General features: G+C 58.8%; 26 protein-coding genes and 1 riboswitch. Of the genes, 11 read left to right on the top strand and 15 right to left on the bottom strand.

Going from position 1 to position 26,029, the window contains the following annotated elements; all coding sequences use genetic code 11:
• Positions 1-42 precede the first annotated feature (42 nt).
• Positions 43-212: riboswitch (M-box (ykoK) riboswitch) on the bottom strand.
• A gap of 159 nt (positions 213-371) precedes the next feature.
• Entirely contained in the window at positions 372-875 is a 504-nt protein-coding gene (locus ACMWJS_RS01010; protein ID WP_048222448.1) for a DedA family protein, read from the top strand.
• 1 nt (position 876) lies between these two features.
• Here the strand turns inward: ACMWJS_RS01010 and ACMWJS_RS01015 are convergent, their stop codons facing one another.
• Positions 877-1,626, bottom strand: a complete 750-nt coding sequence (locus ACMWJS_RS01015; protein ID WP_045908319.1) for an SDR family oxidoreductase — start codon at positions 1,624-1,626, stop codon at positions 877-879.
• A gap of 100 nt (positions 1,627-1,726) precedes the next feature.
• Here ACMWJS_RS01015 and ACMWJS_RS01020 point away from each other — a divergent pair, with 100 nt between their 5' ends.
• Positions 1,727-2,086, top strand: coding sequence for a winged helix-turn-helix transcriptional regulator (locus tag ACMWJS_RS01020; protein ID WP_414746471.1), 360 nt, complete (start codon positions 1,727-1,729; stop codon positions 2,084-2,086).
• 1 nt (position 2,087) lies between these two features.
• On the opposite strand, the gene ACMWJS_RS01025 is transcribed toward ACMWJS_RS01020, so the two are convergent.
• Positions 2,088-2,882 carry an SDR family NAD(P)-dependent oxidoreductase gene (locus ACMWJS_RS01025; protein ID WP_414746472.1) on the bottom strand — a complete coding sequence of 265 codons (795 nt, stop codon included), beginning with the start codon at positions 2,880-2,882 and terminating at the stop codon, positions 2,088-2,090.
• A gap of 124 nt (positions 2,883-3,006) precedes the next feature.
• The gene (locus ACMWJS_RS01030) at positions 3,007-3,450 is read right to left on the bottom strand and encodes a winged helix-turn-helix transcriptional regulator (RefSeq protein WP_045908316.1); all 444 of its coding nucleotides are present in this window, start codon (positions 3,448-3,450) and stop codon (positions 3,007-3,009) included.
• Positions 3,451-3,602: 152 nt separating this feature from the next.
• On the opposite strand from ACMWJS_RS01030, the gene agp reads away from it, so the two are divergent.
• Positions 3,603-4,844 (top strand): bifunctional glucose-1-phosphatase/inositol phosphatase, encoded by a 1,242-nt coding sequence (gene agp / locus ACMWJS_RS01035; RefSeq protein WP_414746473.1) that lies wholly within the window; start codon positions 3,603-3,605, stop codon positions 4,842-4,844.
• A 33-nt stretch (positions 4,845-4,877) separates the two neighbouring features.
• Here the strand turns inward: agp and ACMWJS_RS01040 are convergent, their stop codons facing one another.
• Both ACMWJS_RS01040 and wrbA read right to left on the bottom strand, forming a co-directional pair.
• Positions 4,878-5,105, bottom strand: coding sequence for a YccJ family protein (locus ACMWJS_RS01040; protein ID WP_008499832.1), 228 nt, complete (start codon positions 5,103-5,105; stop codon positions 4,878-4,880).
• Between the two features lie 20 nt (positions 5,106-5,125).
• Positions 5,126-5,722, bottom strand: a complete 597-nt coding sequence (gene wrbA / locus ACMWJS_RS01045; RefSeq protein ID WP_006809323.1) for an NAD(P)H:quinone oxidoreductase — start codon at positions 5,720-5,722, stop codon at positions 5,126-5,128.
• Positions 5,723-6,113: 391 nt separating this feature from the next.
• Between wrbA and ACMWJS_RS01050 the strand changes: the two genes are divergently transcribed.
• Positions 6,114-6,284 (top strand): general stress protein, encoded by a 171-nt coding sequence (locus tag ACMWJS_RS01050; RefSeq protein WP_023311077.1) that lies wholly within the window; start codon positions 6,114-6,116, stop codon positions 6,282-6,284.
• A gap of 117 nt (positions 6,285-6,401) precedes the next feature.
• Positions 6,402-7,322, top strand: coding sequence for a DMT family transporter (locus ACMWJS_RS01055; RefSeq protein ID WP_334762583.1), 921 nt, complete (start codon positions 6,402-6,404; stop codon positions 7,320-7,322).
• Between the two features lie 106 nt (positions 7,323-7,428).
• Here the strand turns inward: ACMWJS_RS01055 and rutG are convergent, their stop codons facing one another.
• From rutG to rutA, 7 genes are read right to left on the bottom strand one after another with little or no spacing between them, the layout of a single operon-like run.
• Complete coding sequence (gene rutG, locus ACMWJS_RS01060; protein WP_414746474.1) at positions 7,429-8,751, bottom strand: pyrimidine utilization transport protein G; 1,323 nt, start codon at positions 8,749-8,751, stop codon at positions 7,429-7,431.
• Between the two features lie 21 nt (positions 8,752-8,772).
• Complete coding sequence (gene rutF / locus ACMWJS_RS01065; RefSeq protein WP_023327078.1) at positions 8,773-9,267, bottom strand: NADH-dependent FMN reductase RutF; 495 nt, start codon at positions 9,265-9,267, stop codon at positions 8,773-8,775.
• Between the two features lie 9 nt (positions 9,268-9,276).
• A complete protein-coding gene (locus ACMWJS_RS01070) occupies positions 9,277-9,867 on the bottom strand; it encodes a malonic semialdehyde reductase (RefSeq protein WP_414746475.1) in 591 nt (196 codons plus the stop codon).
• 9 nt (positions 9,868-9,876) lie between these two features.
• Complete coding sequence (rutD, locus tag ACMWJS_RS01075) at positions 9,877-10,677, bottom strand: pyrimidine utilization protein D (RefSeq protein ID WP_414746476.1); 801 nt, start codon at positions 10,675-10,677, stop codon at positions 9,877-9,879.
• Between the two features lie 7 nt (positions 10,678-10,684).
• Complete coding sequence (gene rutC, locus ACMWJS_RS01080) at positions 10,685-11,071, bottom strand: pyrimidine utilization protein C (protein ID WP_167212620.1); 387 nt, start codon at positions 11,069-11,071, stop codon at positions 10,685-10,687.
• Positions 11,072-11,082: 11 nt separating this feature from the next.
• Positions 11,083-11,772, bottom strand: a complete 690-nt coding sequence (gene rutB, locus ACMWJS_RS01085; RefSeq protein WP_414746477.1) for a pyrimidine utilization protein B — start codon at positions 11,770-11,772, stop codon at positions 11,083-11,085.
• Positions 11,772-12,863 carry a pyrimidine utilization protein A gene (rutA, locus tag ACMWJS_RS01090; protein WP_414746478.1) on the bottom strand — a complete coding sequence of 364 codons (1,092 nt, stop codon included), beginning with the start codon at positions 12,861-12,863 and terminating at the stop codon, positions 11,772-11,774. The genes rutB and rutA overlap by 1 nt, the downstream gene beginning before the upstream one ends.
• A 245-nt stretch (positions 12,864-13,108) precedes the next feature.
• Here rutA and rutR point away from each other — a divergent pair, with 245 nt between their 5' ends.
• The gene (gene rutR / locus ACMWJS_RS01095; protein ID WP_008499819.1) at positions 13,109-13,747 is read left to right on the top strand and encodes an HTH-type transcriptional regulator RutR; all 639 of its coding nucleotides are present in this window, start codon (positions 13,109-13,111) and stop codon (positions 13,745-13,747) included.
• Between the two features lie 70 nt (positions 13,748-13,817).
• Here rutR and ACMWJS_RS01100 read toward each other — a convergent pair whose 3' ends face one another.
• Positions 13,818-14,207: a lysozyme inhibitor LprI family protein gene (locus tag ACMWJS_RS01100; protein WP_262789925.1), complete on the bottom strand. Its 390-nt coding sequence runs from the start codon at positions 14,205-14,207 to the stop codon at positions 13,818-13,820.
• Positions 14,208-14,308: 101 nt separating this feature from the next.
• Positions 14,309-18,271, bottom strand: coding sequence for a trifunctional transcriptional regulator/proline dehydrogenase/L-glutamate gamma-semialdehyde dehydrogenase (gene putA, locus ACMWJS_RS01105; RefSeq protein WP_414746479.1), 3,963 nt, complete (start codon positions 18,269-18,271; stop codon positions 14,309-14,311).
• A gap of 423 nt (positions 18,272-18,694) precedes the next feature.
• Here putA and putP point away from each other — a divergent pair, with 423 nt between their 5' ends.
• On the top strand, positions 18,695-20,203 hold the full coding sequence (gene putP, locus ACMWJS_RS01110; protein ID WP_045908304.1) for a sodium/proline symporter PutP: 1,509 nt from the start codon (positions 18,695-18,697) through the stop codon (positions 20,201-20,203).
• 115 nt (positions 20,204-20,318) lie between these two features.
• The gene (locus ACMWJS_RS01115; protein WP_414746480.1) at positions 20,319-20,738 is read left to right on the top strand and encodes a DUF3574 domain-containing protein; all 420 of its coding nucleotides are present in this window, start codon (positions 20,319-20,321) and stop codon (positions 20,736-20,738) included.
• Positions 20,739-20,808: 70 nt separating this feature from the next.
• Here ACMWJS_RS01115 and ACMWJS_RS01120 read toward each other — a convergent pair whose 3' ends face one another.
• Complete coding sequence (locus tag ACMWJS_RS01120; RefSeq protein ID WP_196346118.1) at positions 20,809-21,993, bottom strand: NupC/NupG family nucleoside CNT transporter; 1,185 nt, start codon at positions 21,991-21,993, stop codon at positions 20,809-20,811.
• A gap of 251 nt (positions 21,994-22,244) precedes the next feature.
• Here ACMWJS_RS01120 and efeU point away from each other — a divergent pair, with 251 nt between their 5' ends.
• The 3 genes from efeU to efeB are packed head-to-tail and all read left to right on the top strand — an operon-like array spanning position 22,245 to position 25,535.
• The gene (efeU, locus tag ACMWJS_RS01125) at positions 22,245-23,078 is read left to right on the top strand and encodes an iron uptake transporter permease EfeU (RefSeq protein WP_237423814.1); all 834 of its coding nucleotides are present in this window, start codon (positions 22,245-22,247) and stop codon (positions 23,076-23,078) included.
• A 40-nt stretch (positions 23,079-23,118) separates the two neighbouring features.
• Entirely contained in the window at positions 23,119-24,246 is a 1,128-nt protein-coding gene (gene efeO, locus ACMWJS_RS01130; protein ID WP_045908300.1) for an iron uptake system protein EfeO, read from the top strand.
• A gap of 5 nt (positions 24,247-24,251) precedes the next feature.
• Complete coding sequence (gene efeB / locus ACMWJS_RS01135; protein WP_414746481.1) at positions 24,252-25,535, top strand: iron uptake transporter deferrochelatase/peroxidase subunit; 1,284 nt, start codon at positions 24,252-24,254, stop codon at positions 25,533-25,535.
• Positions 25,536-26,029 lie beyond the last annotated feature (494 nt).

The following is a 26,029-nucleotide window of genomic DNA, read 5'->3' on the forward strand; positions in this document are numbered from 1 at the left end:
AATAAAATCTCTCAGGGGCGAGCAAGACAGGGCATGTCGAAGAGGAGATCCCCACGTCCTGGGTTCAGCACTGTACACCGTATCCCGCGAGGGAAGTTATACTGACAAAGCCTTGATTCGACAGTGCCTGTTTTACCCTGTGTCGATTCTCTCGAACCTACCAGAGCGATAACGTGTATTTGTACAGGAGCCTCGCCATAACGAGATCGTTGTAAAACGAGAGGAATAATACGCTTATTTAACGTTGCCGCTCAGGAATTTATAAAATGTTTAAGAACGGTTTAGGAGAATATTATTAATAGAATGTTGAGGTTTTATTTAAGGTTATTCATTTTAAATGGAGAATTAAATAATTAACGGGGGAGGGGAAAATGGCGTGGCTTGATAATCTGCTGAATCATTTTGCGCTGTATCCGGCACATCTGTTCGCGCTGTTATTTATGATGGCGCTGAGCAAGTCGACGGTGCTGATCTCCTCCGTGCTGCCGCCCGCCTCGGTCATGCTGCTGGCGGGCATTACCGTCAGCCAGGCAAGCATGCATCCAGCCCTGGCGTGGCTGGCCGTGGTGATGGGGGCAACGGCGGGCTCGGCGCTGAACTACCACTTAGGGCAGCGGATGGGGCACACGCGCTGGATGACCCGCTTCACGGCAAAACACGCCGGTAAATTTCTGCGGGTGCAGCATCAGCTACAAAAAAACGGGGTGCTGGTGCTGTTCACCGCGCGTTTCCTGGCGGTACTGCGCTACATCGTGCCGCTGGCGGCAGGCATGCTCAGGCTGAACGTGGTGAAAGTTTACGGCGTGAGCCTGGCCTCTGCCGCCGTATGGGCGGCGCTGTATGTCGGCATCGTCACCGGCATCAGCGCCTTTTGAGTTACAGGCTCCCCATTCCGCCGTCCACCAGCAGTTCCGTTCCTACCGTGTAGCTCGACTCGTCGGAGGCGAGATAGAGCGCGGCTTTTGCCAGCTCCGTCGTCGAGCCCATTCTGCCCAGCGGCACCAGCGTGATGATCTCCGCCATCATTGCGTTAAGCGCCTCTTCGCTTAAGCCCGTTTTCGTAAAGGCCGGGGTTTCCACCGGACCGGGGCTCAGGCCGTTGACGCGGATCCCGCGCGGCAGCAGCTCCGCCGACAGCGTGCGCGCCAGCGACAGCAGGGCGGCCTTGCTCGCGGCATACACGCTGCTGGTGGGCAGTCCGATGCGCGCGCTCACGGAGCCGCAGAGGATCACCGACGACGGGTTATTCAGCAGCGGCAGCAGCGCCTGGATTAAAAAGAACGGTCCCTTCAGGTTGATGTTCATCAGACGGTCCCAGGTCTCTTCCTGCCAGGCTTCCAGCGGCGCGTGCGTCACGTCGCCGGCGTTGAGAAAGACCGCGTCCAGGCGTGGCCAGCGGGCGGCGAGGGTTGCCGCCAGCGCTTTTTGCGACGCGATATCGCCCGCATCGGTTGGGATCACCCAGGCCTTATCGCCCAGAATGCGCTCTGCTTCGGCGAGGGTGTCCGGGTTGCGTCCGGTCACGGCGACGTGCGCCCCTTCGGCGATAAATGCCTGCGCGGTGGCGAGACCGATACCGCTGGTGCCGCCGGTAATCAACGTATACTTATCGGTTAAACGACCCATGTTCTTCTCCTGAAATGTCACTGGAGAAAGCACTATAGAAACGTTAGTATCGAAAGGAAACCAGGTACCAAATGGATACTAAAGAGGCAAGAGGTGTGCTATGGCTGAAATGCTGGAGGAGTGCTGTGAAAAAAAATCTGAGGCCTATACCTGCCCGATGACGCAGTTTGTAAACCTGATTTCCGGCAAATGGGCAATCCCGATCCTCTATCGTCTTATTGTGATTAAAACGCCTGTCCGCTTTGGCGACCTGCTGCGGGCGGCTGCCCCCATCACCCAGAAAGAGCTGACGAAGCAGCTGCGTCTGTTTGAACAGCGCGGGCTGGTGACGCGGACGGTCTACCCGGAGATCCCGCCGCGCGTGGAGTATCAGATTACCGGGCTGGGGTTAACCCTGCAGGATGCGCTCTCGCCGCTGGCCGCCTGGATGAGCGAGTACGGCGACCAGCTTCAGCGTTAGGCTACTGTTTTACGTAGCGCGGTGCCGGGATGCCGGTGCGCGCGCTGCTAAACAGCTCAAGGCGCGCCGCTTCGTAGCGGTCCCACAGGCCTGCATCATGCATCGGCGGGATGGTGATCGGTTCGCCCTGATCCAGACCCGCCAGCGACGCATCCACCATATCGTCGGTGGTCATTACCGATCCTTCCGGCAGATCATCCACCGTGACGCCTGAATGGCTCCAGATCTCCGTCGCGGTGGCGGCGGGCAGCACGGCCTGAATGCGCACGCTGCTGTCGGCAAATTCTTCCTGTAGCCCACGGGTAAAGCTCAATACCCACGCTTTCGTGGCGCTGTAGAGCGCGCTGCCCGCCCGGACGTGCAGCGCCAGCACGGAGGCGATATTGATCAGCGTGCCGCGATTGTTCTGTGCCAGACGCGGCAGGATGGCGTAGGTCAGACGCATCAGCGCCGTGGTGTTCAGGGTGTTAATGGCCTGATGCTGCGCCACCTCGCCCGCGAGGAACGGTGCCATCTGCGCGGTGCCCGCGTTGTTAATCAGCGTATCAATGGCGGTATTGCTGCGCAGTTCGTCTTCCACCGCCTGGATCCCGGCTTCATCGGTGAGATCGGCCACCAGAATATCGACGGCCACGCCATAGCGTGCGCGCAGGTCGGCGGCGAGGGCTTTCAGGCGATCCTCGCGGCGGGCGACCAGGACCAGGTTAGCACCGCGCGCGGCAAGGCGATCGGCATAGACGGCACCGATCCCGGAAGAGGCACCCGTAATCAGGGCGGTGGTGATTTGCGTAGTCATCGTGCATTACCTCAGGCAAAGTGGGTTATTTGGTTTCAATATGAAACTGAATTAACTCTCGGCTATTTGGTTTTATAATGCAACCATATTGGCGATCATTTTGTGCTTTTGCCGTCGGGAACGGTCAGGAGGGGAGTTTAGCCACGATCTCTTCAGGCGTCAGTTCGCGGCCATCGTCGGCGATAAGCGCCAGTTTACGCAGGGGTTTGCGCTGTTCGCTATCGACCAGCACGGTGCCGCATTCGTTTTCCGCGAACAAAAATTCATTGCCCCACTGGGACAGGGCAACCAGCACGGTTTGCAGGGCGCGTCCCTTGTCGGTCAGGACGTATTCCTGCCAGGCGCTGCCGTCGGAGGCGGGCTGAAGCCGGAGAATGCCTTCGTCTACCAGCAGCTTGAGCCGCGTGGTCAGCATGTTTTTCGCGATACCGAGGCTTTTCTGAAACTCGCCGAAGCGTTTAATCCCCCGGAGCGCGTCGCGGACGATCAGCAGCGACCACCAGTCGCCGATGATATCCAGCGAACGGGCGACGGGGCAGGTGCTCTCTTCAAGGCGGGTACGTTTCACAGCGAATTCTCCGGTGGGGTATGGTTTTATTATAAAACTAATCCGTACACACCGTAAGCACGTTAATCATCAGTTTGAGAAATGCTTCCCGGAAAATTGTGACGAATCTGTCACACTGAGCGCGACATTTTAAAACGAGTGAGGAATTAGGGATGAGAAAAGCACTACTCGCGCTGGCAGTCGCCGGTTCCATTTCAGCAACGTTTGGCGTGCAGGCGCAAGAGACGCCGGAAGGGTATCAGCTGGAGCAAGTTTTAATCATGAGTCGCCATAACCTGCGTGCGCCGCTGGCTAACAACGGCAGCGTGCTGGAGCAGTCCACGCCGAAGCAGTGGCCGGAGTGGGAGGTGCCGGGCGGCCAGCTCACAACCAAAGGGGGCGTGCTGGAGGTCTATATGGGCCATTACATGCGCGAGTGGCTGGCGCAGCAGGGGATGGTGAAGACGGGAGAATGTCCACCGGCGGAGAGCATTTACGCCTATGCTAACAGCCTGCAGCGCACCGTCGCCACCGCGCAATTCTTTATCACCGGCGCGTTCCCGGGCTGCGATGTGCCCGTGCACCATCAGGAAAAAATGGGCACCATGGATCCGACATTTAATCCGGTGATCACCGATAATTCGCCGGAATTCCGCGAAAAAGCGCTGAAGGCGATGGAGGCGGAACGGCAGAAAATGCAGCTTGGCGAAAGCTATAAGCTGCTGGAGCAGATGACGAACTACGCCGACTCGCCGTCCTGCAAAGAGAAAAAGGTCTGCTCGCTGGCGGACGCGAAAGATACCTTCAGCGCCGACTATGAAAAAGAGCCTGGCGTATCCGGGCCGCTGAAGGTGGGCAACTCGCTGGTGGATGCGTTCACGCTGCAGTATTACGAAGGCTTCCCGGCCGACCAGGTCGCCTGGGGAGAAATCAAAACCGACCAGCAGTGGCGCGTGCTGTCGAAGCTGAAGAACGGCTATCAGGACTCGCTGTTTACCTCCACCGAGGTGGCGCAAAACGTGGCGAAACCGCTGGTGAAATATATCGATAAAACGCTGGTTACCGACCAGGCGAAGGCGCCGAAAATCACCCTGCTGGTGGGGCATGATTCGAACATTGCTTCCCTGCTCACCGCCCTCGATTTCAAACCGTATCAGCTGCACGATCAGCAGGAACGTACCCCGATCGGCGGCAAGATTGTCTTCCAGCGCTGGCATGACAAAAATGCCAACCAGGAGCTGATGAAAATTGAGTATGTCTACCAGAGCTCAGAGCAGTTGCGCAACGCCAGCGTGCTGTCGCTGCAGTCTCCGGCACAGCGCGTGACGCTGGAGCTGAAGGGCTGCCCGGTGGATGCGAACGGCTTCTGTCCTGTTGATAAATTCAATGCGGTGATGAATAACGCGGCGAAGTAAGAGAGAACCCCCCGCTGCGGCGGGGGGAAACGCTTAGACGTTTTTACGTTCGATGGTTTGCTCACCCCAGAAGAGCGAGTCTTTGTCCGTTTTTTCGAAGGCGCGCACCAGCACCTCATCGTTACCTTCCTCCCAAATCTGCTCGGCCAGCTTTTCATCGTATTTCGCGACTTCAAAGATAGCTTCGGCAATCTCCGGAGAGGTGTTGCGTAAACTTGCCCATTCGCCCACGTGGTGAGCTTTGGATTCTTGAGTTGGCATGCTTGTCCTCCTGTTGGGTGTTAGCCGTTCAGTTTTTTGGCCAGACCCGCGACGTATTCACCCTGATAGCGGGCGATAGACAGTTCTTCATTGCTTGGCTGACGTGAGCCATCCCCACCGGCAATGGTGGTTGCGCCGTACGGCGTACCGCCGCGCACCTGGGAAACGTCAAACAGCTCCTGCGCGCCGTAGCCAATCGGCACAATCACCATCCCGTGATGAGCAAGGGTAGTCCAGGTTGAGGTAATCGTCTGCTCCTGGCCGCCGCCGGTCCCGGTAGAGCTGAATACGCTGGCGAGTTTGCCGTAGAGCGCCCCGGATGCCCAAAGTCCGCCGGTTTGATCGAGGAAGGTACGCATCTGGCCTGACATGTTGCCGAAGCGGGTTGGGGTGCCGAAGATAATGGCATCATAATCCGCCAGCTCCTGCGGGGTGGCGACCGGGGCGTTTTGCGTTTTTCCCCCGGCTTTCGCGAAGGCTTCCGCCTGCATGGTTTCCGGTACGCGTTTCACCACAACCTCTACGCCATCAACCCTGTTTGCACCTTCTGCTACCGCGTGAGCCATGGTTTCAATGTGTCCATACATGGAATAATAGAGCACCAGAACTTTTGCCATTTTGCTTCACTCCTCGTTGGTTTCTCTGACAGCGGATCGCTGCGCTCTTTTAAAGATATGTCATCACAGCCAGACTGCAAAAATGAACGCCATTTATTTGATTTATAACAACATGAGGAGAAAAATGACTTTGTAGCAAAATGATACAACTTTCCCGGTGCGGATTTTTAAAATGATAAGAAAGGCTTATGAATAGCCGTCGCGTCATCTCACCCGAAAGACTGAGATCATGTTGCAGGATATTACCTTCAGCTTGCCGGATAACCTCATTCCACTAAGCTTAGTTTCACGCGGCACAGATAAAGGCGTTGTCCTTGAGCCGCGAGGTGAAAGAATCCTCTTTTACTGAATGCAATATGATGTCTAATGTTTCACATTCTGGAGGTTAGAGATGGCAAACCATCGTGGTGGTTCAGGTAATTTCGCAGAAGACCGTGAAAGAGCATCAGAAGCAGGCCGTAAAGGTGGCCAGCATAGCGGGGGGAACTTCAAGAATGACCCGCAACGCGCATCTGAAGCTGGCAAGAAAGGGGGGAAAAACAGCCACGGCAGCAGTAAGTAACACGCCGGGTTGAACCCCTGCCGCCGGGATATCCCGGCGGTTTTTTTATTTCTGCAACATTGAACTGTAACCAAAGGCAACGCACACTACAGAATTGTTCTCACTTGCTGGTGCCGCATGTCTGTCTCACGCTTTAAATTCTCCGTTAAACCGCAGGAAGCCATCCTCATTCTCATCACCATGTTCTGGGGCGGGACGTTTCTGGCCGTTCAGTACGCGGTGACCCTTAGCGATCCGTTCTTTTTTGTTGGTCTGCGCTTTGCAACGGCGGCGATAGCCGTGGGGCTAATATCCCTTAACACGCTGCGGGGTCTGACGCTCAAAGAGCTTAAGGCGGGCGTGGCGATTGGGGTGGCGATCGCGATGGGCTACAGCCTGCAGACATGGGGATTGCAGACCATCTCCAGCAGCAAATCCGCATTTATCACCGCCATGTATGTGCCCCTGGTGCCGCTGCTGCAGTGGCTGTGCCTGGGGCGGCTGCCGGGGCTGATGTCCTGTATTGGCATCGTGCTGGCGTTTATCGGTCTGATTTTGCTGGCCGGGCCGGAAAACAACCTCCTGGCGCTGGGGCCGGGCGAGATCATCACCCTGATTGGGGCGATTGCCATTGCGGCGGAAATTATTCTGATCAGCGCCTGGGCGGGCAAGGTGGACGTTAAGCGGGTGACGGTGGTGCAGCTCGCCACGGCATCGCTGGTGGCCTTTGCGACGATGGTGCCGGCAGGGGAGTCCGTGCCGCCGATGTCCACCGGCCTGGTCGTGGTGGCGCTGGGGCTGGGGATTTTCAGCGCCATTATTCAGGTCACCATGAACTGGGCGCAGCGTAGCGTATCGCCGACCCGGGCAACGGTCATTTACACCGGCGAACCGGTCTGGGCGGGCATTTTCGGGCGACTCGCCGGGGAACGTCTGCCGCTGCTGGCCCTGGTGGGCGCGGCGTTTATTGTCGCCGGGGTGCTGGTGAGCGAGTTGAAGTTAAAAAAACGACGTAAGGCGATTGCCGGGTTGGGCGCAGAACAAGGGGCAGATCGCTAGCAGCGTGCTGCCCGTTTTGCCCGGCGGCGCTTCGCTTGCGCGGGCCTACAACAGGCATGTAGGCCGGGTAAGCGTAGCGTCACCCGGCAAGAAAGCGGCATTTATTTCAGGTGGAGGGGCTGATGGCTTCTCCATGCGTTTCATCCCCTTTCCGGCGGCTCAGCAGGGCGTTAAGCAGGATCGCGCCAAAGGTCGCCGTGCCAATCCCGCCGATCGTAAACCCGCCCAGCGTCAGGGCAAAATCGCCCGCGCCCAGCACCAGCGTAACGGCCACCATAATCAGGTTGCCGTTCTGGCTGAGATCGACGCGATGCTGCACCCAGATCCGCGCCCCGGCCACGGCGATCAGCCCAAACACCACAATTGATGCCCCGCCGATGACCGGTGACGGAATGGTATGGATCAGCGCGCCGAATTTCGGCGAGAAGCCGAGCAGCATCGCCATCACCGCCGCCGCGACAAAGACCAGCGTCGAATAGACTTTGGTCACCGCCATCACGCCGATATTCTCGGCATAGGTGGTGACGCCGCTGCCGCCGACTGAGCCCGAAAGCATGGTCGCCAGCCCGTCGCCGACGAACGCGCGGCCCATGTACGGGTCCATACTGCGTCCGGTCATCCCCGCGACCGCCTTCAGGTGACCCAGGTTTTCCGCCACCAGGATAACGGCGACGGGGGCGATAAGCATCATCGCCTGGGTGTTAAAGGTGGGCGAGGTCACTTTCGGCAGGCCGCACCAGGCGGCCTGATGCAGCAGGGTAAAATCAACCGGCTTGCCGAGACCAAAAACGTTCGCCAGCAGGGCATACACCAGACAGGCAACAATCAGCCCGACCAGGATCAGCAGCCGCTGGATCATGCCTCGCGTAAATACCGCTACCAGGCCGATGCACAGCACGGTCACGACGGCCATCCAGCTTTCAAACGGCGAGCCGGAGACGCTTTTCACCGCAATCGGCGCAAGGTTAAGGCCGATCGCCATCACCACCGCGCCGGTGACCACGGGAGGCATCATGCGTTCGATCCAGCGCGTACCGATTTTCATCACCACCAGACCAATCAGGGTATACACCAGACCACAGGCGATGATGCCGCCGAGGGCCACGCTCAGGTTGGGGTTGATTCCCTGGCCGTTAAATCCGGTGGTGGCGATCACCACGCCGACAAAGGCGGCGCTGGATCCCAGATAGCTGGGCACGCGCCCGCCGGTGACAAAAAAGAACAGCAGGGTGCCGATACCGGACATCAAAATCGAGAGGTTGGGATCGAGTCCCATCAGCATCGGCATCAGCACCGTGGCGCCAAACATGGCGACCGCGTGCTGGACGCCCATCACCATCGTCTGCCCGAGCGGGAGGCGTTCATCCGGCGCGACCACGCCAGCGTCTGTGGAGGTCGATTTCAACTGCCAGTGGGGAAATCCGAACATGGTCTGTCTCCTTAGAGCGCCTTAACAGGCGGGTCGCATCAGCGCGTGGTAGCCGCGGTCAAACCACACCAGGCCCTGCGGCGCGGGGTGGCGAATAATCGAAACGATGTCGCAAAACAGAATGTCATGGGTACCGACGCTCACCACCTGGCTGATGCGGCAGTCAAACGAGGCCAGCGCATCCTCCAGACGTGGGCAGCCGGTGTCGCCCGTTTGCCAGCGGGCGGCGGCAAAGCGTTCTTCCATCGGCGTTTTGCCGCCAAACAGGTTTGAGAGCGGCTCCTGTCCGGCGCTGAGGGTATTGACGCACAGCGTGCGGTTCTCGCTGAACGTCGGCCAGACGGACGCGCCGCGGTTCAGGCACACCAGCAGGGTGGGCGGTGAATCCGTGACGCTGCACACCGCGCTGGCGGTGAAGCCTGCCATCCCCGCCGGACCGTCGGTGGTGATGATATTCACCGCCGCGCCGACGCAGGCCATGGCATCGCGAAAGGTTTGTTTATCCGGTGTCGTCATGATCGCTCCTTACGCCAGCCCGCAGGCATCGTCGAAGGACAGGCGCGGCAGGCGCCCGTAAAGTTTGCCCGGGTCGCCGTAGCCAATGTTGATCAGCAGATTGCTTTTAAGCGTCGTGCCGGTGAAAAAGGCCTCGTCGACCTTTTGGCGGTCAAAGCCCGACATCGGGCCGGTGTCCAGCCCCAGCGTGCGACAGGCGAAAATCATGTAGGCGGCCTGCAGCGAGCTGTTGCGAAAGGCGGTCTCTTCCGCCAGCGCGGGGCTTGCGGTAAACCAGCTTCTGGCATCGCCGTGCGGGAACAGTTCAGGCAGGCGCTCGTAGAATTCACTGTCCCAGGCCACAATCGCCGTGACCGGGGCGGTGAGTGTTTTCTCCAGGTTGCCGCTGGAGAGCGCCGGGCGCAGCTTCTCTTTTCCCTCCGCGCTTCGCACAAACACAATGCGCGCCGGGGAGCAGTTGGCAGAGGTTGGCCCCCATTTCATCAGGTCGTAGATTTCGCGCAGCGTCTCGTCGGTGACGGCAATATCCTGCCAGCCGTTATGGGTGCGGGCGCCGGTGAACAGCGTTTCCAGCGCGGTGGGATTAATGGCTTCGCTCATTACAGCTCCTTATAAAGCGGGTTCATGACGGTGCAGCAGGCTGGCCAGCCCGTTCAGCAGCAGGGTGTTAAAGGTGTCCGGCTCGGTGACGTTGCAGGCATGGCCGCCCTGACGCATCACCGCGCTGTGGCTGTGCGGGATCGCTGCCTGCAGCTCAGACGAGCAGACAGAGGGCACCAGCATGTCGTCGGCGGAACAGATGATCTGGACCGGGCAGCGAATGCGCGCCGCATGGCGGCTGAAGTCTGCCTTTTTCAGGGCGCTGAGCCGGTGCAGCAGGTTGGCTTTGCCCTGGAAATGGGCCAGCGCCAGCGCTTCTTCGGCCTCCAGGCGGGGAGCGCGAGCGGCCATCCAGTCTGCCGGGTAGAGAAACAGCGGCTGCGCCTCAACCCACGCCTGCGGGCCACCGTAATGCAGCAGGCGCTCGCGGATCTGAAAGCAGCGGCGGGTGTGGGCATTGAGGGTCAACCAGCCGTTGACGCACACCAGCGCGGTGAGGGCGTCGGGGCGGTCGAGGGCCAGCTGCAGGCCGACCAGTGCCCCCAGCGCATGGCCGACAACGCTGTAGCGCGCGATCCCGGCCTCAGCCAGCGCCTGGGCCAGTTCGTCTGCCATTTGTGCCAGGCTGTAGCCTTCCGGCAGGGCGTCGGGGTTAGTGCCCGTTCCACGCTGGTCATAACACACCACCTGATATTCCGGTTCCAGCGCGGCCAACTGGGGCAACCAGTAGCTGCCGCTGCCGCCGAGACCGGCAATAAGGACCACCACGGGCGCACCCTCATACGGGGGCGGTGAGACGGAGAGTTTCATGGCCGCCTCACTTCGCGATGTGCGCAACGGTGGCGATCTCAACCAGCGCGTCTGGCTTAACCAGCCCGCACTGAATGCAGAATCGGGCCGGCTTATCGCCGGGGAAGAACTCCGCGTAGATTTCATTAATCGCGGCGTAGTTTTTCCAGTCGGTGATAAAGATGCTGTTGAAGGTCACATCCTCCATCGTGCCACCCGCCGTTTCGATCACGGTTTTGATCGTCTCCAGCACGTGGCGGGTTTGCGCCTTTGGGTCGTTGATAAACACCACGTTGTTGTCTTTATCAAACGGCAGCGTGCCGGAGACATACACCACGCCGTCGGCGAGCGTGCCGGGGACAAACGGGGCGATGGGCGTGTTGGTGCCCGGCGGGATGATTACGGATTTCGACATCGTGCGTCTCCTCAGGCGATACGGGCGAGCGGGGGATTCAGGGCGTCGCTGAAATCCGCAACGTTACTGACCCAGCCAAAAAAGGTTTCGATATTGAACAGGGCCGCCTTCTGGGCGAAATCCGGCCCGGCCTGATGGGTCGCGTCTTCCAGCACCACGCCGAAATACTCGAGGAAAAAGCCGTCGCGCAGGGTCGACTCCACGCAAACGTTGGTGGCAATGCCGGTGAAGACCAGGTGGCGAATGCCCCGGCTGCGCAGCAGGCTGTCGAGCGGCGTGTTGAAAAAGCCGCTGTAGCGGGGTTTCGGCAGGACGATATCGTCCGCCTGCGGGACCAGCTCATCCACCAACTGATAATCCCAGCCGCCTTTTGCCAGCAGCTTGCCCTGCAGTTCGGGCCGCTTGCGCATGGTTTTCAGGGCGTTCGACTTGTGGAAGTTCGGTGAACCGGGGCCACCGGCTTCAACGTACTGGTCATCCCAGCCGTTCTGGAACCATATGATAAGCATGCCCGCAGCGCGCGCGGCGGCGACGGCGGTTTTGATGTTCGCTATCACAGGCTGCGTAGCGGAGACGTCGAAGCCCGCCAGATCAAGATAACCACCGGGGCTGGCGTAGGCGTTTTGCATGTCCACCACGATCAGCGCGCTCTGCTGTGGCGTGAAGGTAATGGCTTCCGGGCGTGCGTTAAGGGTTGTCATTACGCCACCTCCTTCGTGACGGCAGGGATGTGGGCGCGGCACTGCATCAGCGGCTGGATGCGCTCGCCGAAGGTCTCCACACCGGTGAGGAAGTCATCGAAGGTCAGCAGGACGCCTTCCGCACCGGGAACGGCCGCCACGTCATCGAGCATTCTGGCAACGCTCGCGTACGAGCCGACCAGCGTGCCCATGTTAATATTGACGGCGGAGGTCGGGTCGGCCATCTGACGAACGTTGGTATCCGCCCCGGAGCGGGTGTCCTTCTGGCTCTGCTCGGTGAGCCAGCTCAGGGCTTCCTCGTCGGCGCCGTCCTTATAGCGCTCCCATTTTGCGCGCGCGGCGTCGTCGGTTTCGTCGGCGATCACCATAAACAGCACGTAGGAGCCCACGTCGCGCCCGGTTTTGTCGGCGGCTTCTTTCATGCGCGCGGCGGTCGGGGCGAAGGCGGCAGGCGTGTTAACGCCTTTACCGAAGCAGAAGTTAAAGTCGGCGTATTTCGCCGAGAACTCCATTCCCGCGTCGCTCTGCCCGGCGCAAATCACCTTCATTGGCACCGACGGCTGCGGGCTGACGCGGCAGTCGTTCATGGTGAAGAAGTCACCCTTGAAATCGCTTTTGCCGGTACCCCACAGATCGCGCAGGACCTGCACGTACTCGGTCAGGTAGTCGTAGCGACGCGAGAAGTAATCGTCACCCGGCCAGAGCCCCATCTGCTCGTACTCGGGTTTTTGCCAGCCGGTCACCAGGTTGACGCCAAAGCGTCCGCCGGAGATGGAGTCGATGGTGGAGGCCATGCGCGCCACGATCGCCGGGGGCAGGGTGAGGGTGGCTGCGGTGGCGTAGATCTGGATCCGCGAGGTGACCGCGGCCAGCCCGGCCATCAGGGTGAAGGACTCCAGGTTGTGATCCCAGAATTCGGTTTTGCCGCCGAAGCCGCGCAGCTTGATCATCGAAAGCGCAAAGTCGAAATGGTAGTGCTCCGCTTTCTGCACGATGGCTTTATTCAGCTCAAAGGTCGGCATGTATTGCGGTGCAGTGGTCGAGATAAGCCAGCCGTTGTTGCCGATGGGTACAAATACGCCAATTTTCATCACGAACCTCTCTTCATTACGTCGCAGGTATAACGGTGTTTTTGCAAAGGCAGTGCCAGTTTTGAAAATGGCAGTGTTATTAATGTGTTAATCAGAGGTTGGAGGTTTGATGCGATTAAATGTGGACTAACTGGTCAAAAACATTGCACAGAAAACAGGCATTCATGCGCGATCGGAGTGCAGGATGTCGTGGCGAGACGGGGGTTTTGCTATGCTGAGGGCAACGCAGAATAAGGAGAGCGGGAATGACACAAGGCGCAGTGAAAACACCAGGTAAACGTTCGCAGGCGGTGAGCGCCAAGAAGCAGGCGATCCTCAGCGCGGCGCTGGAGACCTTCTCGCAGTTTGGTATTCACGGCACGCGCCTGGAGCAGGTGGCGGAGCAGTCCGGGGTATCCAAAACCAATCTGCTCTACTATTACCCGTCGAAAGAGGCGCTGTATGTTGCGGTGATGCAGCAGATCCTCGATATCTGGCTGGCGCCGCTGAAAGCGTTCCGCGAAGAGCTGGCCCCGCTGGTGGCGATCAAAGAGTACATTCGCCTGAAGCTGGAGGTGTCGCGCGATTACCCGCAGGCATCACGGCTGTTCTGCCTTGAGATGCTGCAGGGGGCGCCGCTGTTGCAGGCGGAGCTGACCGGAGATTTGAAACAGCTGGTGGACGATAAGTCGGCCATTATCGCCGGATGGGTGGCCAGCGGAAAACTGGCTCCGGTCGATCCGCATCATCTGATCTTTATGATTTGGGCCTCCACCCAGCATTACGCTGACTTTGCGGCCCAGGTCGAGGCGGTGACCGGTAAAACGCTCCAGGACGAAGCGTTTTTCCACAGCACCCTGGAAAACGTGCAGCGGATGATTATCGAAGGGATCCGCTTGCGCTAGTTCCCCTCACCCTAACCCTCTCCCCAGAGGGGAGAGGGAACTGTTCTGCGCTGTCTTTTCTCCCTCGCCCCTATGGTGAGAGGGGACAGCTTAGGTTGCCCTCTTCACACTGCATCAGCGAGGCCAGAAACGCTTCGCGCTCGACCGTTTTCTCCGCCAGGCACTGGTTAACAATCATTGGCTGGACGCTGCCGCCTTCCGTTCCCGAACCGATAAACGCACAGTCCGCGTCGCGCAGGGCAATCCAGGCCTGCTGCGCCTTTTTCAGCAGCTCGCGCTGGGGAGCTCCCGCGCGCTTGACGGCGGCCTGATAGGTCTGGTTGAGTTTTTTATCGGCAGCCTGGTACTGCTGCGCGCTACAGGTATTCAGTTCAAGCTGAGTGGTCGCTTTGTCGCACTCGTCGGCCAGCGCGCTGGCGCTCAGCAGCAGTGCTGCGCCTGCGAGAAATACTCTTTTCATCTTTCCCTCAGTGTAAAAAAGCCGGATGCGCTGCGCTTATCCGGCCTACGATTGTTTTGTCGCCCCGGTAAGCATAGCGCCACCGGGGAGAGTTTACACGATTAACCGATGGTCATCAGGCTGGCGTTACCGCCCGCTGCCGCGGTGTTGACGCTGAGGGAACGCTCCACGTACAGACGCTCCAGCAGCAGGTTGGTTTCCCCGCGCGCGAAGCCCTGCACCGAAACAATTGCCCCGCTGCGGGCCGCAACCTGCTCGCACAGCTCGCGCAGCTGATCGGAATCACCGTGATAAATCACGGCATCGAACGCCTGCGTCAGCAGCGCATCGGCTTTCGCGAAGTGGATACGGGCCGAGACCGCTTTCGGCAGCTGTTTGGCCAGGTCGCGATGCAGCGCATCGTCCGGCCACAGCACTTCACACCCAGTGGCCATCGCGGCGGCCAGCTGTACCAGCGCGTCCTGCTCGTTATCCGCCACGCACAGAACGCGCTCGCGCGGCATCAGCGTCCAGGTATTGCGCTCGCCGGTCGGCCCCGGCAGCAGACGCTGCGTACCGGCCTGTGCCAGCTCGCCATACTGCTGCGCCACGGCACGCAGTTCAGGACGTTTTTCCGCCCAGGCGATCAGCGCTTCCAGCGGCTGGGTCAGCACGGTTTTCAGCTGCGCATCCACCGGATACTCCGCATCCTGACGCGCCAGGGTGACGCCCAGCGCGTTCTCAGGACGGTTCGCCAGCAGACGGTACAGATAGAGCGGACCGCCCGCTTTCGGGCCGGTGCCGGAGAGACCTTCACCGCCGAACGGCTGCACGCCCACGACCGCGCCAACCATGTTGCGGTTAACGTACAGGTTGCCCACTTTGGCGCTGCCGGTTACCTGCGCGATGGTCTCGTCGATACGGGTATGTACGCCGAGCGTCAGGCCATAGCCGGAGGCGTTGATCTGCTCAACCAGCTCGTTGAGGTTGTTACGGTTGTAGCGCACCACGTGCAGCACCGGACCGAAGACCTCTTTTTTCAGCTCGTCGAAGCTTGCCAGCTCGATAAGCGTAGGCGGCACAAAGGTGCCGGAACGCCACTCGCGGGCGTCTTCGCTGTTGTCTCGCACCGCCTGGAACACCGGACGGCCTTTCGCGCGCATGGCCTGAATGTGGTTTTCAATATTGGCTTTGGCTTCCGCGTCGATCACCGGCCCGATGTCGGTGGTGAGACGGCCCGGGTTGCCCATGCGACATTCGGCCATCGCGCCGCGCAGCATTTTCAGCGTGTGGTCTGCCACGTCATCCTGCAGGCACAGCACGCGCAGGGCGGAGCAGCGCTGACCGGCGCTGTCGAAGGCGGAGGCCAGTACGTCAACCACCACCTGCTCGGTGAGGGCAGAGGAGTCAACGATCATGGCGTTCATGCCGCCGGTTTCCGCGATAAGCGGCGTAGGACGACCCTGCGCATCCAGACGGGTGGCAATATTGCGCTGCAGCAGCGAGGCCACTTCGGTCGAACCGGTAAACATCACGCCGCGCACGCGGTTATCGGAGGTCAGTTTGGCGCCCACGGTTTCACCGCGGCCCGGCAGCAGCTGGACCACGCCCGCCGGTACGCCTGCTTCCAGAAGAATGTTGATGCCCTGCGCGGCAATCAACGGGGTCTGCTCTGCCGGTTTTGCCAGCACGCTGTTGCCAGCGGCCAGGGCGGCGGCAATCTGGCCGGTGAAGATCGCCAGCGGGAAGTTCCACGGGCTGATACAGACGACCGGGCCGAGCGGGCGGTGGGTTTCGTTGTCGAAATCATCGCGCACCTGACCGGCGTAGTAGTGCAGGAAGTCGACCGCCTCGCGCACTTCGGCGATGGCGTTGCTGAAGGTTTTACCCGCTTCGCGCACCAGAATGCCGATGAGTGACTGCATCTGGTCTTCCATCAGCACCGCCGCGCGCTCCAGAATGGCGGCACGTTCCTGCGGCGGGGTGGCGAACCAGATAGGTGCGTTATTCACCGCGCTGTCCAGCGCCTGATCCACTTCCGCATCGGTGGCTTCACGCACGTAGCCGACGATGTCTTTTGGCTCAGCCGGGTTGATGACCGGCTGCATGTCGCCGTCAGCAACGGGCTGCTCCAGCATCGGTTTGGCCTGCCACTTCTGCAGCGCGCTGTTGAGCAGGGCAGAGGAGAGGGACGCCAGACGGTGTTCGTTGGCGAGATCCAGCCCCGCCGAGTTGACGCGACCCTTGCCGTACAGCTCGCGCGGCAGGGCAATCTTCGGATGCGGCAGACCAATCTGGCCTTCCTGCGCAGCCATCTTCTCAACGGCCTGCACCGGATCGGCGACCAGCTCGTCGAGCGGCAGAGTGGTGTCAGCGATGCGGTTAACGAAGGAGGTGTTCGCCCCGTTCTCCAGCAGACGACGCACCAGGTAGGCCAGCAGGGTTTCGTGGGTACCTACCGGGGCATAAATTCGGCACGGACGGTTCAGCTTGCCGTCGGCCACTTTACCGGTCACCTGCTCGTACAGCGGTTCGCCCATGCCGTGCAGACACTGGAACTCGTACTGGCCCGGATAGTAGTTCTGACCCGCCAGGCTGTAGATCGCCGCCAGGGTGTGGGCGTTGTGGGTGGCGAACTGCGGATAAATCAGGTTCGGCACGCCAAGCAGCTTTTTCGCGCAGGCGAGGTAAGAGACGTCGGTATAGACCTTGCGGGTATAGACCGGATAACCTTCCAGCCCTTCCATCTGGGCGCGTTTGATTTCGCTGTCCCAGTAGGCCCCTTTCACCAGGCGGATCATCAGGCGACGGCGGCTGCGGCTGGCCAGGTCAATCAGGTAATCAATGACGAACGGGCAGCGTTTCTGGTAGGCCTGGATAACGAAACCAATCCCGTTCCAGCCCGCCAGCTCCGGCTCGAAGCACAGTTTTTCCAGCAGATCGAGGGAGATCTCCAGACGGTCGGCCTCTTCGGCGTCGATGTTGATGCCGATGTCATACTGGCGCGCCAGCAGGGTCAGGGACTTCAGGCGCGGGTAGAGCTCTTCCATCACCCGGTCGTACTGCGCGCGGCTGTAACGCGGGTGCAGGGCGGAGAGCTTAATCGAGATGCCCGGGCCTTCATAAATACCGCGACCGTTGGACGCTTTACCGATGGCGTGGATCGCCTGCTGGTAAGAGACCATGTAGGCCTGCGCGTCGGCGGCGGTCAGCGCCGCTTCGCCGAGCATGTCGTACGAATAGCGGAAACCTTTATCTTCCAGCTTGCGGGCGTTCGCCAGCGCTTCGGCAATGGTTTCTCCGGTCACAAACTGTTCGCCCATCAGACGCATCGCCATATCCACGCCTTTGCGGATCAGCGGCTCGCCGCTCTTACCGATAATGCGGTTCAGGGAGCGTGACAGGTTGGCTTCGTTATGGGTGGAGACCAGTTTGCCGGTAAACAGCAGGCCCCAGGTCGCCGCGTTAACGAACAGCGACGGGCTGCGGCCAATGTGCGAATGCCAGTTACCGTTGCTGATCTTGTCGCGGATCAGCGCGTCGCGGGTAGCTTTATCCGGAATACGCAGCAGCGCTTCCGCCAGGCACATCAGCGCCACGCCCTCCTGTGAGGAGAGGGAGAACTCCTGCAGCAGACCCTGAACCATCCCGGCGCGGCCGGTGGCGGTCTTCTGGTTACGCAGTTTGTCAGCCAGCTGGTACGCCAGGCTGTGCGCCTGGGCGGCAACGGCTTCCGGCAGGCGAGCCTGCTCCAGCAGCATCGGCACGGCGTCGGTTTCGGCGCGACGGTACGCGCCGGTAATGGCGGCGCGGCTGACGGACTGCGGCAGGATCTGCTCGGCGAATTCCAGGAACGGCTGATGGCTCTCGTCGCCAGCGGCCGGCGCTTCCTCGCTTTCATTGGCGGCGCCGACGAGCAGGGCAGGCAGCTCCGGCAAGCCCTCGTCGCTCTCGAGTCTTTCGAGATAGTTAAAAATCGCCTGCTTAATTAACCAGTGCGGCGTGCGGTCAATGCGGGTTGCTGCGGTCTTAATCCGTTCGCGGGTTGCGTCATCCAGCTTAACCCCCATGGTGGTCATACCCATGCCAAAGCTCCTGTTGTGCTTTCATCGTGTTTGGTCGTTAGCGTGAAATATCCACCATGTTGCAACTTTGTGCAACCGTGTTAAATGTGACCTGGTTTGCAACCCGGGAAATGAATGAATTGTTAACGGATGGTTAGCTGGAAAAACGTGCTGCCTTTGTCCCGGGAAGCCTGTTTTTATGCGGGAGTTAACACTTTTAAAAGGTGCAACCCGTAAAAGCGTGAGCGAGTGCAACCTATAGGAAACTCGTATCAAACCGGGGATGAAATTGATGTAAATGCAGTGTTAAATCGTTTGTCAGCGGAGGGCACATACGGCAGGATAGCGCGCCTCACCGAAACACAAGATACCGTCACCTCGTTCCGGTGATCATATAACAAGGCAACCCGGACGGTTGTCGCTCGACACTTTTGGAGAATTTGAATGGCAATTAGCACACCGATGCTGGTGACATTTCTCGTTTATATTTTTGGCATGATCCTGATAGGGTTTTTGGCGTGGCGTTCAACGAAAAACTTTGACGACTACATCCTGGGCGGACGCAGTTTAGGCCCGATGGTGACTGCACTCTCTGCGGGCGCATCGGACATGAGCGGCTGGCTGCTGATGGGTCTGCCGGGTGCGATTTTTATCTCTGGTATCTCGGAAAGCTGGATTGCCATCGGTCTGACCGTGGGCGCATGGATCAACTGGAAGCTGGTGGCAGGCCGTCTGCGCGTGCACACCGAGGCCAACAACAACGCCCTGACGCTGCCGGACTACTTCACCGGACGCTTTGAGGATAACAGCCGCGTGCTGCGTATTATCTCAGCGGTGGTGATCCTGGTGTTCTTCACCATCTACTGTGCCTCCGGCATCGTGGCCGGTGCGCGTCTGTTCGAAAGCACCTTCGGCATGAGCTACGAAACCGCCCTGTGGGCCGGTGCGGCGGCAACCATCCTCTATACCTTCGTGGGCGGCTTCCTGGCCGTCAGCTGGACCGACACCGTGCAGGCGAGCCTGATGATCTTCGCGCTGATCCTGACCCCGGTGATTGTGATTTTCACGGTTGGCGGCTTTGGCGATTCGCTGGAAGTGATCAAGCAGAAGAGCATCGAAAACGTCGACATGCTGAAAGGGCTCAACTTTGTCGCCATCGTCTCCCTGATGGGCTGGGGTCTGGGCTACTTCGGTCAGCCACACATTCTGGCGCGCTTTATGGCGGCGGATTCTCACCACACCATCGTCCATGCGCGTCGCATCAGTATGACGTGGATGATTCTGTGTCTGGCGGGCGCGTGTGCGGTCGGCTTCTTCGGGATCGCCTACTTCAGCAATAACCCGGCGCAGGCGGGCGCGGTGAACCAGAACGCCGAACGCGTGTTTATCGAGCTGGCGCAGATCCTGTTTAACCCGTGGATTGCCGGCATTCTGCTCTCCGCGATCCTGGCCGCGGTGATGTCCACCCTGAGCTGTCAGCTGCTGGTCTGCTCCAGTGCCATCACCGAAGATCTCTATAAGGCCTTCCTGCGCAAGGGCGCGAGCCAGAAAGAGCTGGTATGGGTAGGGCGCTTTATGGTGCTGCTGGTGGCGCTGATTGCGATTGCGCTGGCGGCCAACCCGGAAAACCGCGTGCTGGGTCTCGTGAGCTACGCGTGGGCGGGCTTCGGTGCGGCATTTGGTCCGGTCGTCCTGTTCTCCGTCATGTGGTCCCGTATGACCCGTAACGGCGCGCTGGCGGGGATGATTATCGGTGCGGTGACCGTTATCGTCTGGAAACAGTTCGCCTGGCTGGGCCTGTACGAAATCATTCCGGGCTTCATCTTCGGCAGCATCGGTATCGTGGTCTTCAGCCTGTTGGGTAAAGCGCCGTCTGCCTCCATGCAGAAACGCTTTGCGGAAGCCGACGCGCATTACCACTCCGCACCGCCGTCTAAGCTGCAGCCAGAATAATTTTCTCACGCAGTACCGTAGGCCGGGTAAGCGCAAGCGCACCCGGCTTTTTTCTTGCCAAAATCCGTCTTTTCCTGTGATATCCCTGTGCTTATAACAATGAGGATAGCGAAGCATGACAATCAAAACAGGGTTAATGGCGGCGGCATTATTGATGCTGGTGGGCTGCAACGCGCCATCGCAACACGCGGCGGTGGAAACCTGCAAAGCGGATAGCCAGATGCAGCAAACCACGCTCTATTTCGGCTTAAACCGTCCCGCCGGGGCGCAGATTACCCCCAATGAGTGGCAGCAGTTTGTTGACCAGGACGTGACGCCGCGCTTTCGCGATGGCTTAACGGTATTTGATGCCCGCGGGCAGTGGCTGGGGAACGACGGAAAAGTGGCGCGTGAACCGAGCAAGGCGCTGATGCTGATCCACGGTAAAGATGCGCAGAGTGAGAAGAACATCGAAGCGTTACGCGGGATTTATAAGTCACGCTTCGCGCAGGAGTCGGTGATGCGTGTCGATCAGCCGGTGTGCGTACAGTTTTAATGAAAACGGCGGGAATTCCCGCCGTTGTTGTTTTGCAGGCCGGGATCGCTGCGCGCCACCCGGCATTGCATCAGAGCACCAACCCCGCAAAGCTCGCCGACAGCAAACTCACCAGCGTCGCGCCGTAGACCAGACGCAGCCCGAAACGCGATACCACGTTACCCTGTTGTTCGTTCAGGCCCTTAATCGCCCCGGCCACGATGCCGATGGAGGCGAAGTTAGCGAACGAGACGAGGAAGACGGATAAAATCCCCAGCCCGCGCGGGGACATCTGGTGTGCTATTTTCTGCAGCTCAATCATCGCCACAAATTCATTCGCCACCAGCTTGGTCGCCATAATGCTGCCCGCGTTTAAGGCATCGCTCAGTGGTATACCCACCAGCCATGCCAGGGGATAAAATACATAGCCAAGGATCTGCTGGAAGCTCATGCCAAATACGCTGGAGAAGAGGGCGTTAATGGCACTAATAAGGGCGATAAAGCCAATCAGCATCGCCAGAATAATCATCGCCACCTTAAAACCGGCCAGAATATACTCGCCGAGCATCTCGAAGAAGCTCTGCGATTCATGCAGTTTTTCAAGCTTGATATCCGGCTCCGCTTCCGGGCGCGCCGGGTTGATGACGGAGAGAATAATAAAGGTGCTGAACATGTTCAGAATCAGCGCCGCGACGACAAATTTGGCATCGAGCATGGTCATATACGCCCCGACAATCGACAGGGAGACCGTCGACATGGCCGTGGCCGCCATGGTGAACAGACGACGCGAGGAGAGATCGCCCAGCACGCCTTTGTAGGCAATGAAGTTTTCCGACTGGCCGAGGATCAGCGAGCTCACCGCATTAAAGGATTCCAGCTTGCCCATGCCGTTCAGTTTGGAGAGCAGCGTACCGATCACCCGAATAAAAATCGGCAGGATCCGCCAGTGCTGAAGAATACCAATCAGCGCGGAAATAAAAATAATCGGGCAAAGTACGCCGAGGAAAATGAACGCCAGCCCTTTTTCTCCCATACCGCCAAAGACGAAATTAGTCCCTTCGCCAGCAAATTTGAGTAGTGACTCAAAAAATCCCGAGACGTATTTAATCAGGAATAACCCGCTTTCGGCGTGCAGGAAAAAGAATGCCAGGGCAATTTCAATGACAATCAGCTGTAAAACAAAACGAATGCGAATTTTTCGGCGGTCGAAACTCGTAAGCCAGGCAAGCGCGAGAATAATGACCAGCGCCAGCAGGAAATGGACAATTTTAAACATAATTTATTTTCACCAGGTGTTTGAGGCGGATATTTAGCCACAGCCCTGAATCAGCGTAAATGGGCATTTTCGTTATAACTTATAAACTTGACCGTTACGTATGTAACTATTATCAGGCTCTGCGTTTACAACTCGTCATCAAAACACCGCACATTTCGCTTGTGTTTCTTTCTGCCGTAATGATAATCACTATCACAAGAATTTACCTTTCTTTGCATCAGTTGACCGCGATAAACATTTAAGGTGTCGGCATGTTTGTTCCATTTCTCATTATGTTACGTGAAGGGCTCGAAGCCGCCCTTATCGTGAGCCTCATCGCCAGTTATCTGAAGCGAACCCAGCGCGGGCGCTGGATTGGCGTCATGTGGATCGGGGTCTTCCTTGCCGCGGCGCTCTGCCTGGGCTTAGGTGTCCTCATCAACGAAACCACCGGCGAGTTTCCGCAGAAAGAGCAGGAGCTGTTTGAAGGTATCGTCGCCGTGATTGCGGTGGTGATCCTCACCTGGATGGTGTTCTGGATGCGTAAAGTCTCCCGTAACGTGAAGGTGCAGCTGGAGCAGGCGGTGGATAACGCCCTACAGAAGGGGAACAACCACGGCTGGGCGCTCATTATGATGGTCTTTTTCGCCGTAGCGCGCGAAGGGCTGGAGTCTGTTTTCTTCCTGCTGGCGGCGTTTCAGCAGGATGTGGGGATCTGGCCGCCGCTGGGGGCCGTGCTGGGCCTTGCCACAGCCGTGGTGCTCGGTTTCCTGCTCTACTGGGGCGGTATTCGCCTGAACCTGGGCGCCTTCTTCAAGTGGACCAGCCTGTTTATTCTGCTGGTAGCCGCGGGTCTGGCGGCAGGGGCGATTCGCGCCTTCCATGAAGCGGGCCTGTGGAACCATTTCCAGGACGTGGCGTTCGACCTCAGCAACGTTCTCTCCACGCACTCTCTGACCGGCACCCTGCTCGAAGGTATCTTCGGCTATCAGGAAACGCCGAGCGTCAGCGAAGTGGCGATGTACTTTATCTATCTGGTTCCGGCGCTGGTGCTGTTCGCAATGCCGCCGCGTACCGGCACGCAGGCGTCGCGCGTTGCGCCGTAATCTTTGATTGAGTAACAACATACTTTTAAAGGGAAGAGTCATGGCAATTCAGTTCCGTCGTAGTGCGTTATGCGCAGGCATTGCCGCGCTGTTCGCTTCTGCATTTTCCGCCTGGGGCGCGGATGTTCCACAGGTTAAGGTCACCGTCAACGACAAGCAGTGTGAGCCGATGACCCTCACGGTGAACAGCGGAAAAACCCAGTTTATTATTCAGAACCACAGCCAGAAGGCGCTGGAGTGGGAGATCCTGAAAGGTGTTCTGGTGGTGGAGGAGCGCGAAAATATCGCTCCTGGCTTCAGCCAGAAGATGACCGCCAACCTGCAGCCGGGCGAGTATGAGATGACCTGCGGTCTGCTGACCAACCCGAAAGGGAAGCTTATCGTCAAAGGTGAAGCGACGGCCGATGCGGCGAAAGGCGCTGCGGTACTGAGCCTTGGCGATGCGATTACCGCGTATAAAGCGTACGTCACGAAAGAGACGGCGGATCTGGCAGCGGCAACCAAAGCCTTTACCGATGCGGTGAAGGCCGGTGATATCGAAAAAGCGAAATCCCTCTACGCGCCAACCCGTCAGCATTACGAGCGCATTGAGCCGATCGCCGAGCTGTTCTCTGACCTTGATGGCAGCATTGACGCCCGTGAAGATGATTTCGAGCAGAAAGCGGCCGATCCGAAATTCACCGGTTTCCACCGTCTGGAGAAAGCCCTGTTTGGCGATAATTCTGCCAAAGGGATGGAGAAGTATGCCGACCAGCTGAACAGCGACGTGCTGGAGCTGCAAAAGCGCATCAGCGAGCTGGCCTTCCCGCCATCAAAAGTGGTGGGCGGTGCGGCCGGGCTGATTGAAGAAGTGGCCGCGAGCAAAATCAGCGGCGAAGAAGATCGCTACAGCCATACCGACCTGTGGGACTTCCAGGCTAACGTCGACGGCGCGCAGAAAATTGTTAACCTGCTGCGTCCTCAGCTGCAGAAAGAGAACGGCGAGCTGCTGGCCAAAGTGGATGCCAACTTCAAAAAAGTCGACACCATTCTGGCGAAGTACCGCACCAAAGACGGGTTTGAGACCTACGACAAGCTGACCGATGCCGACCGTAATGCGCTGAAAGGCCCGATTACCGCCCTGGCGGAAGATCTCTCCCTGCTGCGTGGCGTACTCGGTCTGGACTAAGCACGATGAATAAGCATAACGAGAGCGACGTGGCTGAACCTTCCCGTCGCCGGTTGTTAAAAGGGGTAGGGGCGCTGGGGGGCGCGCTTGCTCTGGCTGGCGGGTGTCCGGTGGCGCACGCGGCGAAACCGCAAAGCGCGCCCGGCACGCTGTCACCCAATGCCCGCATGGAGACGCAGCCGTTTTATGGCGAGCATCAGGCCGGTATCCTGACGCCGCAGCAGGCGTCGATGATGCTGGTGGCCTTTGATTCGCTGGCCAGTGATAAAGCCGATCTGGAACGTCTGTTCCGCCTGCTGACGACGCGCATCGCGTTTCTTACCGCCGGTGGACCGACGCCCGATACGCCGAACCCGCGTCTGCCACCTATGGACTCCGGCATTCTGGGGCCATTCATTGCCCCGGATAACCTGACCATAACCGTTTCGCTGGGAGAATCGCTGTTTGACGCGCGCTACGGGCTGGCAAAACAGAAGCCGAAAGCGCTGCAAAAAATGACGCGCTTCCCGAATGATTCCCTGGATGCCACCCTTTGTCACGGCGACCTGCTCCTGCAGATCTGCGCCAATACCCAGGACACGGTGATCCACGCCCTGCGCGACATCATCAAGCACACGCCGGATCTGCTGAGCGTGCGCTGGAAGCGGGAAGGGTTTATCTCTGACCACGCCGCCCGCAGCAAGGGTAAAGAGACCCCGGTGAACCTGCTGGGCTTCAAGGACGGCACGGCCAACCCGGACAGCCACGATAGCGCGCTCATGAAGGAGGTGGTGTGGGTCACTGCCGACCAGAATGAACCGGCATGGGCGGTGGGCGGCAGCTATCAGGCGGTGCGGATTATTCAGTTCCACGTGGAGTTCTGGGACCGCACGCCGCTGAAAGAGCAGCAGACGATCTTCGGTCGCGATAAGCAAAGCGGAGCTCCGCTCGGCATGAAGAACGAGCATGATGTGCCCGACTACGCCAGCGATCCGAATGGCGATGTAATTGCGCTGGACAGCCATATTCGTCTGGCCAATCCGCGCACCAAAGAGACGCAGTCGAGCCTGATGATGCGTCGGGGATACAGCTACTCGCTCGGCGTCACCAATTCCGGTCAGCTCGATATGGGGCTGCTGTTCGTCTGCTATCAGCACGATCTGGAAAAGGGCTTCCTGACCGTGCAGAAGCGGCTCAACGGCGAAGCGCTGGAAGAGTACATTAAACCCATCGGCGGCGGTTATTTCTTTGCCCTGCCAGGCGTGCGCGACAGCAACGCGTATCTCGCTCAAGGTCTTATTGAAGCCTGATAATTGTCCCTGCGACGATTCGCAGGGACATTATTTTTTCATATGACTATCCTGCTGTTATATTTCTGTAATATTTCTATATGAGACTGATTTCAACTGTAGGGACAGTCTTAAAAGTTGCATTCAGGTAAAATAAATGTTGCATTTATGATAACTCCTGATGTACTTAAGATAAGACAGCGGTAGTTCCCGGCAGTGATGCTGAATCACTATGGAGATCGCGAATGGTTGCGTCCTGTACTGGACAAGGTAAACATAACAACCGCAGCACCCGGCGCGGAGGCTCAGACTCCGGCAGCGATTTCCTCACCACTAAATTTTCCCCCCTCCCTCAAGAATCTGATTCGACCGACGTGCAGAACGGTGCGCGTAGCTGTTCCGTATCGTCATCCGATAGTGCAAGCAATGGCTTACAAGGAAGCCAACCCTCTGATGTTCGTGCGCATAATCGTGCCGACACTGGCGCGTGTGATGAATACCAACAACTCAAGGTG

The sequence above is a fragment of the Enterobacter sp. HK-058-C-ECC genome, assembly GCF_047531125.1.
In the GTDB taxonomy this organism is placed as follows: Bacteria; Pseudomonadota; Gammaproteobacteria; order Enterobacterales; family Enterobacteriaceae; genus Enterobacter; species Enterobacter quasiroggenkampii.

What these genes read in the sequence shown, in the direction of transcription:
- ACMWJS_RS01010 (WP_048222448.1), top strand. Translation starts at nt 372, where the DNA reads ATGGCGTGGCTTGATAATCTGCTGAATCATTTTGCGCTGTATCCGGCA.
- ACMWJS_RS01015 (WP_045908319.1), bottom strand. Translation starts at nt 1,626, where the DNA reads ATGGGTCGTTTAACCGATAAGTATACGTTGATTACCGGCGGCACCAGC.
- ACMWJS_RS01020 (WP_414746471.1), top strand. Translation starts at nt 1,727, where the DNA reads ATGGCTGAAATGCTGGAGGAGTGCTGTGAAAAAAAATCTGAGGCCTAT.
- ACMWJS_RS01025 (WP_414746472.1), bottom strand. Translation starts at nt 2,882, where the DNA reads ATGACTACGCAAATCACCACCGCCCTGATTACGGGTGCCTCTTCCGGG.
- agp (WP_414746473.1), top strand. Translation starts at nt 3,603, where the DNA reads ATGAGAAAAGCACTACTCGCGCTGGCAGTCGCCGGTTCCATTTCAGCA.
- ACMWJS_RS01040 (WP_008499832.1), bottom strand. Translation starts at nt 5,105, where the DNA reads ATGCCAACTCAAGAATCCAAAGCTCACCACGTGGGCGAATGGGCAAGT.
- wrbA (WP_006809323.1), bottom strand. Translation starts at nt 5,722, where the DNA reads ATGGCAAAAGTTCTGGTGCTCTATTATTCCATGTATGGACACATTGAA.
- ACMWJS_RS01050 (WP_023311077.1), top strand. Translation starts at nt 6,114, where the DNA reads ATGGCAAACCATCGTGGTGGTTCAGGTAATTTCGCAGAAGACCGTGAA.
- ACMWJS_RS01055 (WP_334762583.1), top strand. Translation starts at nt 6,402, where the DNA reads ATGTCTGTCTCACGCTTTAAATTCTCCGTTAAACCGCAGGAAGCCATC.
- rutG (WP_414746474.1), bottom strand. Translation starts at nt 8,751, where the DNA reads ATGTTCGGATTTCCCCACTGGCAGTTGAAATCGACCTCCACAGACGCT.
- rutF (WP_023327078.1), bottom strand. Translation starts at nt 9,267, where the DNA reads ATGACGACACCGGATAAACAAACCTTTCGCGATGCCATGGCCTGCGTC.
- ACMWJS_RS01070 (WP_414746475.1), bottom strand. Translation starts at nt 9,867, where the DNA reads ATGAGCGAAGCCATTAATCCCACCGCGCTGGAAACGCTGTTCACCGGC.
- rutD (WP_414746476.1), bottom strand. Translation starts at nt 10,677, where the DNA reads ATGAAACTCTCCGTCTCACCGCCCCCGTATGAGGGTGCGCCCGTGGTG.
- rutC (WP_167212620.1), bottom strand. Translation starts at nt 11,071, where the DNA reads ATGTCGAAATCCGTAATCATCCCGCCGGGCACCAACACGCCCATCGCC.
- rutB (WP_414746477.1), bottom strand. Translation starts at nt 11,772, where the DNA reads ATGACAACCCTTAACGCACGCCCGGAAGCCATTACCTTCACGCCACAG.
- rutA (WP_414746478.1), bottom strand. Translation starts at nt 12,863, where the DNA reads ATGAAAATTGGCGTATTTGTACCCATCGGCAACAACGGCTGGCTTATC.
- rutR (WP_008499819.1), top strand. Translation starts at nt 13,109, where the DNA reads ATGACACAAGGCGCAGTGAAAACACCAGGTAAACGTTCGCAGGCGGTG.
- ACMWJS_RS01100 (WP_262789925.1), bottom strand. Translation starts at nt 14,207, where the DNA reads ATGAAAAGAGTATTTCTCGCAGGCGCAGCACTGCTGCTGAGCGCCAGC.
- putA (WP_414746479.1), bottom strand. Translation starts at nt 18,271, where the DNA reads ATGGGTATGACCACCATGGGGGTTAAGCTGGATGACGCAACCCGCGAA.
- putP (WP_045908304.1), top strand. Translation starts at nt 18,695, where the DNA reads ATGGCAATTAGCACACCGATGCTGGTGACATTTCTCGTTTATATTTTT.
- ACMWJS_RS01115 (WP_414746480.1), top strand. Translation starts at nt 20,319, where the DNA reads ATGACAATCAAAACAGGGTTAATGGCGGCGGCATTATTGATGCTGGTG.
- ACMWJS_RS01120 (WP_196346118.1), bottom strand. Translation starts at nt 21,993, where the DNA reads ATGTTTAAAATTGTCCATTTCCTGCTGGCGCTGGTCATTATTCTCGCG.
- efeU (WP_237423814.1), top strand. Translation starts at nt 22,245, where the DNA reads ATGTTTGTTCCATTTCTCATTATGTTACGTGAAGGGCTCGAAGCCGCC.
- efeO (WP_045908300.1), top strand. Translation starts at nt 23,119, where the DNA reads ATGGCAATTCAGTTCCGTCGTAGTGCGTTATGCGCAGGCATTGCCGCG.
- efeB (WP_414746481.1), top strand. Translation starts at nt 24,252, where the DNA reads ATGAATAAGCATAACGAGAGCGACGTGGCTGAACCTTCCCGTCGCCGG.